The sequence below is a fragment of the Leminorella grimontii ATCC 33999 = DSM 5078 genome (genome assembly GCF_000439085.1).
GTDB lineage: Bacteria > Pseudomonadota > Gammaproteobacteria > Enterobacterales > Enterobacteriaceae > Leminorella > Leminorella grimontii.
On sequence record NZ_AUUA01000013.1, the window covers coordinates 50,137 to 62,268 of the forward strand.

The window sequence follows — 12,132 nt, forward strand, 5'->3', positions numbered from 1 at the left end:
CGTAACGACTATGTGGAAATGGCTACATTCCCTCGCTAAACCCGAGACGATGTATCGTCTGTGCGGGAGGTTCATTCCGTGGACGGCCATTGCCGGTACGGTTCTCTTGTTAGGCGGCTGGACCTGGGGATTTGGCTTTGCCCCGGCGGACTACCAGCAGGGCGACAGCTTCCGGATTATCTATATCCACGTTCCTGCGGCCATCTGGTCGATGGGGATCTACGGTTCGATGGCGATCGCCGCCTTTATCGGACTGGTTTGGCAGATGAAGTCAGCCGACATGGTAGCCTCAGCGATGGCGCCCGTAGGGGCCGTCTTTACTTTCATTGCTCTGGCGACGGGGTCCGCGTGGGGTAAGCCCATGTGGGGAACCTGGTGGGTGTGGGACGCGCGTTTAACTTCTGAGCTGGTGCTGCTGTTTCTCTATCTCGGCGTTATCGCGCTGTATAACGCGTTTGAAGACCGCCGTCTCGCCGGGCGCGCGGCGGGCATTCTGGTGTTGGTGGGCGTCGTTAACCTGCCGATAATTCATTTCTCGGTTGAGTGGTGGAACACGCTGCACCAAGGCTCGACCAATATGCAGCAGTCTATCGACCCAAGCATGCGAGCGCCTCTGCGCCTGGCCATTTTTGGCTACCTTTTCTTCTTTATTACGCTGACGCTGATGCGCATGCGTAACCTGATTTTAAGCCACGACCGCCAGAAGCCCTGGGTTGAGTCGCTAGTCACCAAGGGGGCGCGCTAATGACACCGGCATTTTCTTCATGGCAGGAATTTTTCGCGATGGGGGGCTATGGCCTGTACGTTTGGCTGGCGGTATCGGCCACGATTTTGCCTCTGCTTATTTTAGTGTGGCACACGCGCTGGCAGCGTAAAAAGCTGCTAAACGAAATCCAACGCCGGAAATCGCGCGAGGCGCGCATTGAGAACGCAAAACGGGAACAGGAGGCCGTCCTATGAATCCACGTCGCAAGAATAGAATGTTTTTGGCGATCGCCATTCTTATCGGCATGGCCGTCACGATTTCGCTCGTACTGTATGCATTGCGCTCCAACATCGACCTGTTCTATACGCCGGGCGAGGTGGTTTACGGCAAGGGCGAGGACAAGATTAAGCCAGAGCCGGGGCAGCGCCTGCGCATCGGCGGTATGGTGATGCCCGGTTCCGTCGTGCGTGACCCTACGTCTTTAAAGGTGACCTTTAAGGTTTACGATGCGCGCGCGGCGATCGACGTTCGCTACGACGGCATTTTGCCTGACCTTTTCCGCGAAGATCAGAGCGTCGTTGCGCAGGGCGTATACGGTGAAGACGACGTGATTACCGCCAAGGAAGTGTTAGCTAAGCACGACGAAAACTATATGCCGCCGGAAGTTGAAGAGGCGATGAAGGATAACCACCACCGTCCGGCTGAAAGCTATAAAAAAGAGGCCGAGATGCAGGGGAAAAAGCAATGATCCCTGAACTCGGCACTTTTTCCCTCGCGCTGGCGACGGGACTGGCGCTGTTGTTGAGCATATATCCGCTGCTCGGCGCCTATCGACAGGACATGCGGATGATGGCGGTAGCTCGCCCTCTGGCTTACGGCCTGCTGGCGGCAACGCTGCTGGCCTTCGGCAGCCTGGTTTATGCGTTTATCGTCAACGACTTTAGCGTTATTTACGTTGCGGCCAACTCTAACAGCCAGCTTCCCGTCTACTTCCGCATGGCGGCGGTTTGGGGCTCGCATGAAGGTTCTCTGCTGCTGTGGATTGTGCTGCTGTCTCTCTGGACCGGCGCGGTCGCGGCGTTTAGCCACAAAATGCCGATGGACGCCGTCGCGCGCGTGCTGTCCGTGCTTGGCATGATAAACGTCGGCTTTTTGCTGTTCGTCATTTTGACCTCTAACCCTTTCCTGCGCGCGCTGCCGATGATCCCTATTGACGGTCGCGACCTGAACCCGCTGCTGCAGGACGTCGGGCTGATTTTCCATCCGCCGCTGCTTTATATGGGCTACGTGGGTTTCTCCGTTGCGTTCGCTTTCGCTATTTCTTCTTTGATGGCCGGTAAGCTCGATACCGCCTGGGCGCGATGGTCTCGCCCGTGGACGACCGCCGCGTGGGTTTTCCTTACTCTGGGTATTGCGCTGGGCTCCTACTGGGCCTATTACGAACTGGGGTGGGGCGGCTGGTGGTTCTGGGATCCGGTAGAAAACGCCTCGTTGATGCCCTGGATCACCGGCACTGCGCTGCTGCACTCGTTGGCGGTGACCGAGAAGCGAGGTTCGTTCAAAGCCTGGACGGTGCTGATGGCGATTGTGTCGTTCTCGCTGTGCCTGCTGGGCACGTTCCTGGTTCGTTCCGGCATTCTGGTTTCCGTCCACTCGTTCGCCTCAGACCCCGCACGCGGCATGTTCATTCTGGCGTTTTTAATCGTGGTGATCGGCGGCTCGCTGCTGCTGTATGCGATTAACGGCAGTCGAGTGAGAAAAACGCGGGCTCATCATGAGTTCTTTTCACGCGAATCCTTTTTGTTAGGCAACAATATTTTGCTGATGGCCGCCATGATGGTGGTTCTGTTGGGAACGCTGCTGCCTTTAGTGCATAAGCAGCTGGGGCTTGGCTCTATTTCCGTTGGCGCGCCGTTCTTTGACACGATGTTCATCTGGCTGATGGTGCCGTTCTCATTGCTGCTGGGCGTGGCGCCGCTGGTGCGCTGGCGTCGCGACGAGCCTTCCAAGCTGTTCAAGCGCTTGGCGGTCGCTCTGGTGGTTACGCTCGCCGCTTCGTTTATTCTGCCTTGGTGGCTGCAGGATAATATTATCGCCATGACGGTGCTGGGCCTGATGATGGCAGTTTGGGTCATCGTGCTGACGCTGATGGAGCTGCATGAGCGAGCGACCTACCGCCACGGCTTCTTTAAGGGATTGGCTCAGCTTCCCCGCAGCCACTGGGGTATGGCGTTAGCCCACCTTGGGGTTGCAATCACCGTGTTTGGCATTGCCTTTAGTCAGAACTACAGCATCGAACGAGACGTTCGGCTGAAGGATGGCGACAGCGTAGCGATCCGCGACTATACCTTCACCTTCCGCGACGTACGCGAAATTCAAGGGCCCAACTATACGGGCGGGGCGGGCGAGCTGGAAATCACGCGTAACGGCAAGCCGGAAGCCACGCTGCACGCAGAGAAGCGCTACTATAAGGTTGCAGGCAGCATGATGACCGAAGCTGCGATTGACGGCGGCATTACCCGCGACCTTTACGCCGCGCTGGGCGAACAGTTGGAAGACGGCGCCTGGGCGGTGCGTATCTACTATAAACCGTTTGTTCGCTGGATCTGGTTTGGCGGCCTGTTTATGGCCTTTGGCGGCCTGCTGTGCATTCTCGATCCGCGCTATCGTATTAAGAAACATCCAACACGCGAGGAAACAGTGTGAACAAGAAACTGCTGTTTATTCCATTAGTCGTCTTCTTAGGCATGGTGATTGCCTTTATGGTGCAGCTGCAGCGCAATGCCGAGGGCGATGACCCAACCTCCCTTGAGTCCGCGCTTATCGGTAAGCCGGTGCCAAAGTTTAAGCTGGAGTCGCTGGATATACCCGGTAAAGTGTACGAGCAGGAGGCGCTAAACGACGGCAAACCGCTGCTGCTTAACGTCTGGGCGACTTGGTGCCCGACCTGCTATGCCGAACATCGGTTCTTAAACCGCCTGTCGGCGGAAGGCATTCGCGTAGTAGGTCTGAACTATAAGGATGAGCGGGGAAAGGCCATCAAGTGGCTCCAAGACTTGGGAAATCCTTACTCCCTTAGCCTGTATGATAACAACGGCATGCTGGGGCTGGATCTCGGCGTCTATGGCGCGCCGGAAACCTTTCTTATCGATGGAAAGGGGATTATCCGCTATCGCCACGCCGGTGATTTAAACGATAAGGTTTGGAACGAAGAAATTAAGCCTCTATGGCTTAAATATCAGGGGGAGGTTTCCCAATGATGAAGTCACTTTCAGCCATGCTGTTTACGCTGCTTATGGCGTTTAGCGTTCACGCGGCGATAGATACCTATAACTTCAAGTCCGTAGAAGAAGAGCAGCAGTTTCGCGAGCTTACCGGCCAGCTGCGCTGCCCGAAATGCCAAAACAACAGCATCGCCGACTCCAATGCGCCAATCGCAACCGATATGCGCAATAAAGTGTTTGAGCTGATGGAGCAGGGGCAGTCCAGACAAGAGATCGTTGACTACATGGTCGATCGCTACGGCCATTTTGTGACCTACGAACCCCCGGTGACGGCTGCAACCCTCATTCTGTGGATAGTTCCCGCTTTGTGCGTCGTGTTTGGCATTGTTGCTATTGTGATGCTGTCCCGTCGGCGAAGAACGTCGGCGGCTGCCGGTGGCGCAGCGCTGTCGGTAGAAGAACAGCGTAGGCTTCAGCGCCTGTTAAATGAAGATAAGGGCGCAAAGGGCGGTAAAGCATCATGATGATATTTTGGCTTATCGCGGCCCTGCTGCTGATTGCGGCGACGGCGCTGTTTATCTTGCCGACGCTTAAAGGTCCAAATGAAAAGGCAGATGCAGACAGAGATGCGCTAAATAAGGCCTACTATCAGCAGCGCTTAAACGAGCTTGAGGACGACGAGGCATTGGGCGTCGTCGGTGAAAGAGACGCCATGGTAGCGGAGCTTCAGCATAACCTGTTGGAAGACATTCCCGCTCGAGCCGGTACGCGTAAGCGCGCCCCCTTTAGCCTGACGGTTTTGCTGCCGGGCGTATTGCTGCTTGTGGCCGTGTCCGTTGGATTATACGTGTATACCGGTGGGATGACTCAGGTTTCCCAGTGGCGGCAGGTAGTAAAAAACATGCCCGAACTGCGGCAGAAGGCCGATGCCGGCCAACTGAACGAACCCGAGGAGATTGCCCGATTTGCACTGGGGCTGCGCACCAGCCTGCTGACCGATCCGACAAACGTTCGCGATTGGACTATGCTTGGTTTGGCCGGGCTGCGCTTGGGCAACGGCGAAATGGCGCTACAGTCTTATGAAAAAGCGTATGAACTGTCGCCAAACGACGGCTATATCCAGATTATTTACGCTAAGCTGCTAACGCGCTCCAACAACCCGGAAGACGTAGCTCAAGCAAGCCGCATTCTGAAAACGCTGCTCAAGTCTGAGCCGGATAACGTGGATGCGCTTTCCGCGCTGGCGATGAACGCCTTTGGGCAGGGGAACTTTAACGAAGCTATCGCCGCTTGGGAAAAGGTTTTGACCCTGATGCCGCCGGACGCCAAAGGCGCTGACGTTATCAGGCAAAGTCTGGCCTACGCCAAGTCACAGGTAACGTCCAACGGCGTTCACCTGGGCGTGACGATTTCCGTTTCACCCGACGTAGCGGCCCAGCTGCCGGCTCAGGGCGGCGTGCTGATTGCGGTGACCGACGGTAAGTCCACCGTTCCGGTAGCCGTAAAGCAGTTACAGTTAGGAACGTTTCCGCTTAAGGTTGAGCTGGACGACAGTAACGCGATGATGCCCTCCCGTTTGCTTTCCGGCCTGAAACAGGTAAAGATAATAGCTACCGTTACCAGCGGTGATGAGGCGGATAAACGGCGGATGATTGGAGAGAGTCGCGTTTATTCGTTCACCGGCAAAGAGAGCGTGGACGTTACGATTGAGCGAATTGAACAGTAAGCGCTGTGGCTATCAAGGCCAGCATTTGAGGGAGAAGAAAATGAAAAGCCGATTGGTCAGTTGTGTATTTGCTGCAGCGATGCTGACGGGCTGCGTTAACAGCGGCAGCCTGAACGAAGACGGTACGCGGCCAGACCCGCTAGAGGGTTTTAACCGCACCATGTTCAACTTTAACTACAACTATATGGATCCGTACGTCGTGCGTCCTGTCGCCGTCGTTTGGCGCGACTATATGCCGCAGCCGGCGCGCAGCGGATTGAGCAATTTCACCAGCAACTTGGGCGAACCCGCCTCGATGGTCAACAACTTTCTTCAGGGAAACATTTACGACGGTTTCCGCCATTTCAACCGCTTCTTCGTCAACACCCTGTTGGGGATGGGCGGCTTTATGGACGTGGCGGGCATGTCGAACGACAAGCTGAAGAAGGATTACAATAAAGAGTTCGGCCAGGTGCTTGGCCACTATAACGTGCCCTACGGGCCGTACGCCGTTCTGCCCGCTTACGGTTCTGCGACCGTGCGCGACGAAGGCGGCGGCTATGTAGACTATGCCTATCCGGTGTTAAGCTGGCTCACCTTCTGGGGATCGGTCGGCAAGTGGACGGTAGAAGGCATTGAAAGCCGCGCTCAGTTGCTCGATCAGGATCAGATGCTGGCCAACTCGCCGGATCCGTATATCTTCGTGCGTGAAGCCTACTTCCAGCGTCATGACTTCTTGGCTAACGGCGGTAAAATTGATGAGGAAAACAATCCGAACGCCGAAGCGCTTAAGGATCAGTTGGACGACATCGACTCAGAATAACGCTAATTTAATAAAAAACCCGTCGAAAGACGGGTTTTTTGCATCATCAGCACAGAAAGCGGCTTAGAACGTATAGTTCAGGTTAACGCCATAAAGCCAGGCTTTGCCTTCAGATTCGAAGTGATACACCGGGCTGTTTGCCGAGTTGTTTTGCTTCTCGCTGATTTTGACCTTTTGGCCGTGCATGTAGGAGACGCCGACGTCGACCGATGCATCCGGCGTGAAGTTATAGGTCGTTCCCATACTTAGCCACAGGCGATCCTGATCGGGAATTGAAATAGAGCGGTTGCTAGCGGGAACCGCGCTGTCGTCAAAGGCGATGCCCGCGCGCCAGGTCCAGGTTTCGTCGTGGTAATAGGTGGTTCCCAGCGCCATGCGGTAGGCGTCCCTGAAGCCTTCATGCTTTTGGAACAGAACGTTGCCGTCGCTGTCTTTAGCCTTAAGCTCTTCGAACTCGCTCCAACTGGTGTAGCTTAGGGTGTAGTGCATCGCCCACTTCGGCGCGACTTTGTGGTAGCCGGACAGCTCCCAAATCTCGGGCAGGGTCAGCGTCAGCTTACCGGAACGAGACGTGCCGTCGGTGCCCCAGGGCAGGCCGGTGATGGGCTGATAGCCGTTGAGGCGGCTGCTCAGATCGCTTTTGTACGTACCTTTAAAATCGATATCGATCTTCGAGCGGTAGCTTAGGCCGATACGGTTATCTTTATCGATCTCATACAGCATGCCGGCGTTCCAGCCATAGCCCCATTCGTCACCGTGCAGGTAGGCGACGGTTGAGTTTGGCTGCATGGCGCCGCTGGCGCTTTCGCCTGCATAGCGTCTGATTTTCGCCTTGGCGTAAACGGCGTTAGCGCCAAGGCCGAGGCTGAAGTGTTCGTTGACGCGGTAGGCCGTGCTCAGGTTGAAGTTGCCCGTTTGCAGCTTGGTTGTGCCCGCCAGAGGGCCTGCGGCGTATTCGTCGTTAAAATGGGTTGATAACCCGTAGTTGCTGGTGGCGAAAGCGCCCAGCGCCCATTTTTCATTAATGGGGAGAACGAAGTGCAGGTTAGGAACCCATTCGTTAGGCGTGATATCGTTGGCGTGCATGTCGTTGCCCTGAGGCGACGTGCCGGTGATTTCTACCTCTGGCTGAACGTAGATGGCGCCGCCGGAAAAGGTTGCGCGATCGAACATCGTCATCGAGGCCGGGTTGCGGTTGCCTGAAGAGGCGTTATCGGCAATGGCTCCTTCGCCGGAAAAGGCGCGGCCCAGGCCGGAAGCGGAGGATTCTTGCAGCTGAAAACCGGATGCGTACAAATTGCTCGAAAGGCTGGCGACGGCAATCGCCAGAATAGACTTCTTCAAATTCTTTTTTAGAAACATACAAAATCTCAACGAATCATAAGAATTATTACGAATTGTAATAATCGAAGCGCGCATTTTAGGGAGGATTAAAGGGCTGACAGATTAGACCAGTTGACTAAAAAGCGTGTTTTTAGCGGAGATTTTGATGTGGTAACCGCTGAAGTAGAGAACGCTTTTTATCAGCAGGCCGATGGTCGCTTTATGTAACGCACCTGGTTGTTAACTAAAATCAATATAAATCAATAAAATAAATGACTTTCGTTTATTAAGCGAAGGGGAGGCGGTAGCCGTTAAGCGGGGATAAATGGTAAAATTCATGCATCGCGTGAGAGGAAGGCGTAGTATAAAGAAAATCATCGATTTTTGAGCCAGATCTCATAACAGCTTAGCCGTAAAGCGGAGATTGTTCTGCCTTACATAGAGGAGAAAAGAGATGTCAGATTCATTAAAGTGCAATGCTCAGGAAACTGCCGCCTGCTGCTGCGTTGACGTAGGGACAGTGATGGACAATACCGACCTGACGGCGTCCTATAAAAGCGAGTTTGCGTCCCGCGCTGAAGCGGAAAAGATGCTGAACATGTTGACGGAAAAAGCGCGCGCCACTGAGTCCGAGCCTTGCGATATTAAGAGCAGCATTGTTGACGTTAACGGCGGCGTTGAGCTTACCGCTGACTTTACGTTCTGCTGCCAGGCTGAAACGCTGATTTTCCAGCTCGGGCTGCGTTAGTTTTTCTAAGTAAGATTTTTACAAATGTGACTTACAGCAACGCCGGTTTTTCCGGCGTTACTTTTTTGCCAGGAGGGAAACCATGCGGGTGTTTATTATGCGTCACGGCGAGGCCAGCTTCCATGCAGACAGCGATCCTGCCCGTCGCCTGACCGAGCGAGGCGTTGAACAAACGGCGGACATGACGCGTCGACTGCGCGAGCAGTCAGACGGCATTGAATTTGTTCTGGTTAGCCCCTACGTTCGCGCCCAGCAGACGCTGGAGGTCGTGCGCCGCGAATTCCCGCTGCCTTCTGCCGTCTGCATTGAGACGTTTCCCGCGCTGATCCCCGGCGGCTCCCCCGCGCCGTGCGCTGACTATCTTACGGTGCTGGCACAGCAGGGCATCGGTTCCGTATTGATTGTTTCCCACCTGCCGCTGGTAAGCTATTTGGTTTCCGAGCTTAGTCAAGGGAGCGCTTCGCTGATGTTTCCAACCTCTGCGGTCGCCTGCGTTGAACTGGATGCCCAAACCGCGAGAGGGCGGTTTGAGTGGATGATGGCACCAGGGATATAGCCTGAGGCAATAAAAAAGAGATGCATTAAGCATCTCTTTTTTCTCATTTCTTTTTGTCTATAGCCCCAGCCTGTGAGCGACAACTTCTTCAAGCAAAGCCACCAGCTCGGAGTCCATGTACTGATAGTCGTCGGGAATATCCAGCACGTGAATCGGCTTATGCTCCACCAGTCGGCGATAGTCCGCGACAATGCGGCTTTTGTGCTTTTGCTCCATCACGCAGACGACGTCGGCCCATTGCAACATTTCCGGCGTTAAGGGCTTTCTGGCGTTGCGGCTGGTGCCGGCGGAACGCACGGAAAGCCCCGGATGTTTACGCCAAACCTGCTCGGCCGTTGGGCTGCGCCATTGGTTACGGCTACAGATAAATAAAACATTCATACACTTCATCCTTCAAGCTGCCTCTTCGTTGGCTGCGTTCGCTCACCCTAGTCACGTACTTTTGTACGCTCCTAGGGATTCCCTCACTTGCCGCCTCGACGCACCTTGAATGATTTTGTGTATTACTTATATTCTTCCATCGCGCGGCGGGCGAGCTGTCCGCTTCGCACTCTCGGATAGTCCATCCCCAGTTGAGCCGCTCTGGCAAGCTTCTTTGAGCGGATATACATCAGCTTCCAGCGCTTTTCTTTGGGAAAGTCGCTGCGGGGTGGGTGACTGTCGCGTGAGCGATTGCGACTTTTCTGTGCGAGCCGCCAGGCCCGTGTGCGGTTATTGTCCATAATGTTCTCTCTGAATGAATTTACCGGGTTCAGCAGCCGCGGTAATACAGAGAGGCCTAAGCCGCGCGTATCATAGCGCGATTTAGAGAAAAGTACAGCCTAAGGCCTGTCGGCAAAATAGAATCCCTTAGGCGTGATGAGCGCCATGACGGCGCCCGACAGCATTCCCGGCGCAACGTAAAGCGCAAAGCGATGGAACAGGGAGCCTGGCCGATCCGTACCGATAAGCACGTCCTGAACGCCGAACACGGCGGTGAAAAAGAGGAGCGCCAGCACCGCGCCCAATAGTGCGCAAAACGCCGTTCGGCGAAGCCTTGAACCGTAATGCCTAGCGGGAAGGCAGGCCGCGCCGATGCCCGTAAATAGCGCGGGAAGTACGCCGAACGCATAGCTGATAAAAAACAGAATGGGGAAGAATGAAACCGTTGTGGCTTTGTCTTCGCTGCCGGGCAGCATTACGCCAAAAGCAATGTATAGGAAGCCGATGATTGGCCCTATCAGCGAAAACCAGAAGGCGTGGCACAGAGCGCGGTAGGTGAGCGTCATCAAGCTTCTCCCATATCAGATGCGCTAAAGCCGTTTTTGGATTGCGTTTGAAAAGGTAAATACATCAACGTCAGCAATGCGCCAGCAGAGGCAAAGGCGCCAGAGAACGCGTAGAGAAAGAAGGTTAGAAGCCTATCTCCTGCTAACGTTGTCAAACCGAAAAAGAGCGGCAGAGGCAGTGATATGAGCGCACCAAACGCGATGATGACGTAAGGGCGGTAGGGGCCATGGCTGATGAAGCTGGCGAAAATGCTGGTTAACAGGGCGGCAGGGCCACCGAATATATAGGTGAACAGGATCGTAAGAAGCGGTTCTCCAATCAGTATCCCAATTGCGTTAAATGGCGTTTTGCCTATCGTTTCTAATATGATGATGCAGGCGACAAGCCCGAACAGCGGGCCAATGGCAGTGAACCAGAATGCATTAAGCAGTACGTGACGCGGCGTTGGCATGGTTTTTCTATTTATCCTGTGAATACCGTTGGGGTTTTTATAGGTTAATGCGGCTTTGTGTGCATAGGATGAAGTGAGTGAGAAGGGCATTCTGCTTTCACTCTATAGCCATTAGTGCGCGAACGAAAACAGGCGCTGGCGTACGATAAATCTGGTGATGAGTGATGAGAAGGAAATTGCCAGAAAAAAGTATAAAGACATGGGCAGAATGTCAGATGAATTCATTACGTCGAAGGCCATAAGCTGAAGTATGAAAACGCCGCTACTGGCTAGGGCCATAACCAGATGACTCCAAAGCCGAGAGGCCGATATGGCTGTGATCGCGCCCGCAACCAGTGCTGATGGTGTGCCGAAGACATATGCCACTAATAAAAACTCAATGGTATCGAAAGAAAAGAGATCTATGATAAATAGCAGAAAAGAGCTGGCGATGGTCATGCAGGCAGTTACTGATGATAAAATTCCAAACGTATTCGTTATTGGTAATATCTTTAAGGTGTCATGGGAAAAGAGTTTACTGATAAATATAGGGAAATCGCTATGTTCAATGTATTCACAAAGCTCAATAAAAATAGCGCCAATAAACGGCATAATGAGTGCAAACAGCAGTGTATTGCACAAAACGCGACGCACAGTCTCCATAAATTAATCCTTCCTTGGTAGATTAGCTACTCTTCCTGCTCAACCAACAGCAATATGGCCGCATCGCCGCCGAACTCTTTCGGCGCCTGATGAAACGCCCGTACGTCGGGGTGCTGCGCCAGCCACAGTGGAGTCTGTTTTTTCAATACGTGCTTGCCGTGGCCGTGCATCACGCAGGCGCAGTGGACGTGTTCCCGCCGACAGGCGGCAATCAGCGCCCCCAGCTCCTGCTTGGCCTGCGCCTGCGTCAGGCCGTGCAGGTCGAGAAACAGTTCAGGCGTATAGTCTCCTCGCCTCAGCTTTTTCAGCTCGTAGTGGTCGACGTCGGAACGCACGTAGCGCATCGCGCCGTCTTCATTCAGCAGCGGCTGAAATTCGTCGGAAAAGTAAAACGATGCGTCGACCTGTTCCTGCATCAGGCGTTCTGGTGAAACGGCCTTGGCCTTACGCACGGGCCTATGCACCTTAGTCGTTTGTCGCAAAGGCTTCGCACCCTGAACGGCGTCTTTAAACTGGGCGCTCTCTTCATCGGTGAGCGTAAATTTCTTTTTTGTCACAAAATAGCGCTAGCGTAAATTAAACGGAAATATCGGCGCAGGGCGCCCGAAATATAAGGGAAATTTTTCTATAAGAATAAAGGATGGAAGCTGATTTGTCGCGCGTTTCGTGGCAAACTGTTCGGCTA

The 12,132-nt window shown here is 54.1% G+C and carries 17 protein-coding genes; 10 read left to right on the forward strand and 7 right to left on the reverse strand.

Going from position 1 to position 12,132, the window contains the following annotated elements:
• The first annotated feature begins 10 nt into the window (after positions 1-10).
• From G544_RS0114015 to mlaA, 8 genes are read left to right on the forward strand one after another with little or no spacing between them, the layout of a single operon-like run.
• The gene (locus G544_RS0114015) at positions 11-745 is read left to right on the forward strand and encodes a heme ABC transporter permease (RefSeq protein ID WP_027275179.1); all 735 of its coding nucleotides are present in this window, start codon (positions 11-13) and stop codon (positions 743-745) included.
• Positions 745-960: a heme exporter protein CcmD gene (gene ccmD / locus G544_RS0114020; RefSeq protein WP_027275180.1), complete on the forward strand. Its 216-nt coding sequence runs from the start codon at positions 745-747 to the stop codon at positions 958-960. Before G544_RS0114015 ends, ccmD begins: the two co-directional genes overlap by 1 nt.
• Positions 957-1,454, forward strand: coding sequence for a cytochrome c maturation protein CcmE (ccmE, locus tag G544_RS0114025; protein ID WP_027275181.1), 498 nt, complete (start codon positions 957-959; stop codon positions 1,452-1,454). Before ccmD ends, ccmE begins: the two co-directional genes overlap by 4 nt.
• Entirely contained in the window at positions 1,451-3,412 is a 1,962-nt protein-coding gene (locus tag G544_RS0114030) for a heme lyase CcmF/NrfE family subunit (RefSeq protein WP_027275182.1), read from the forward strand. Before ccmE ends, G544_RS0114030 begins: the two co-directional genes overlap by 4 nt.
• Positions 3,409-3,966, forward strand: a complete 558-nt coding sequence (locus G544_RS0114035; RefSeq protein ID WP_027275183.1) for a DsbE family thiol:disulfide interchange protein — start codon at positions 3,409-3,411, stop codon at positions 3,964-3,966. Before G544_RS0114030 ends, G544_RS0114035 begins: the two co-directional genes overlap by 4 nt.
• A complete protein-coding gene (locus tag G544_RS0114040; RefSeq protein WP_027275184.1) occupies positions 3,966-4,454 on the forward strand; it encodes a cytochrome c-type biogenesis protein in 489 nt (162 codons plus the stop codon). Before G544_RS0114035 ends, G544_RS0114040 begins: the two co-directional genes overlap by 1 nt.
• Entirely contained in the window at positions 4,451-5,656 is a 1,206-nt protein-coding gene (ccmI, locus tag G544_RS0114045) for a c-type cytochrome biogenesis protein CcmI (protein WP_245614563.1), read from the forward strand. The genes G544_RS0114040 and ccmI overlap by 4 nt, the downstream gene beginning before the upstream one ends.
• Positions 5,657-5,696: 40 nt before the next feature.
• On the forward strand, positions 5,697-6,458 hold the full coding sequence (gene mlaA, locus G544_RS0114050; protein WP_027275186.1) for a phospholipid-binding lipoprotein MlaA: 762 nt from the start codon (positions 5,697-5,699) through the stop codon (positions 6,456-6,458).
• A gap of 63 nt (positions 6,459-6,521) precedes the next feature.
• On the opposite strand, the gene fadL is transcribed toward mlaA, so the two are convergent.
• Positions 6,522-7,820 (reverse strand): long-chain fatty acid transporter FadL, encoded by a 1,299-nt coding sequence (gene fadL, locus G544_RS0114055; protein WP_027275187.1) that lies wholly within the window; start codon positions 7,818-7,820, stop codon positions 6,522-6,524.
• 415 nt (positions 7,821-8,235) lie between these two features.
• On the opposite strand from fadL, the gene G544_RS0114060 reads away from it, so the two are divergent.
• Together G544_RS0114060 and sixA are read left to right on the forward strand one after the other, a co-directional pair.
• Positions 8,236-8,529 carry a YfcZ/YiiS family protein gene (locus G544_RS0114060; protein WP_027275188.1) on the forward strand — a complete coding sequence of 98 codons (294 nt, stop codon included), beginning with the start codon at positions 8,236-8,238 and terminating at the stop codon, positions 8,527-8,529.
• A gap of 82 nt (positions 8,530-8,611) precedes the next feature.
• Positions 8,612-9,085, forward strand: coding sequence for a phosphohistidine phosphatase SixA (gene sixA, locus G544_RS0114065; protein ID WP_027275189.1), 474 nt, complete (start codon positions 8,612-8,614; stop codon positions 9,083-9,085).
• Between the two features lie 57 nt (positions 9,086-9,142).
• Here the strand turns inward: sixA and G544_RS0114070 are convergent, their stop codons facing one another.
• From G544_RS0114070 to smrB, 6 genes are all read right to left on the reverse strand, one after another.
• Complete coding sequence (locus G544_RS0114070) at positions 9,143-9,466, reverse strand: low molecular weight protein tyrosine phosphatase family protein (RefSeq protein WP_027275190.1); 324 nt, start codon at positions 9,464-9,466, stop codon at positions 9,143-9,145.
• A gap of 122 nt (positions 9,467-9,588) precedes the next feature.
• On the reverse strand, positions 9,589-9,807 hold the full coding sequence (locus G544_RS0114075; protein WP_027275191.1) for a hypothetical protein: 219 nt from the start codon (positions 9,805-9,807) through the stop codon (positions 9,589-9,591).
• Positions 9,808-9,906: 99 nt separating this feature from the next.
• Positions 9,907-10,353: an inner membrane protein CbrB gene (gene cbrB, locus G544_RS0114080; protein WP_027275192.1), complete on the reverse strand. Its 447-nt coding sequence runs from the start codon at positions 10,351-10,353 to the stop codon at positions 9,907-9,909.
• Entirely contained in the window at positions 10,353-10,895 is a 543-nt protein-coding gene (locus G544_RS0114085; protein ID WP_134389003.1) for a hypothetical protein, read from the reverse strand. Before G544_RS0114085 ends, cbrB begins: the two co-directional genes overlap by 1 nt.
• Before the next feature lie 21 nt (positions 10,896-10,916).
• Positions 10,917-11,447, reverse strand: coding sequence for a hypothetical protein (locus G544_RS0114090; RefSeq protein WP_027275194.1), 531 nt, complete (start codon positions 11,445-11,447; stop codon positions 10,917-10,919).
• A gap of 26 nt (positions 11,448-11,473) precedes the next feature.
• On the reverse strand, positions 11,474-12,004 hold the full coding sequence (gene smrB / locus G544_RS0114095) for an endonuclease SmrB (protein ID WP_027275195.1): 531 nt from the start codon (positions 12,002-12,004) through the stop codon (positions 11,474-11,476).
• Positions 12,005-12,132: the final 128 nt, after the last annotated feature.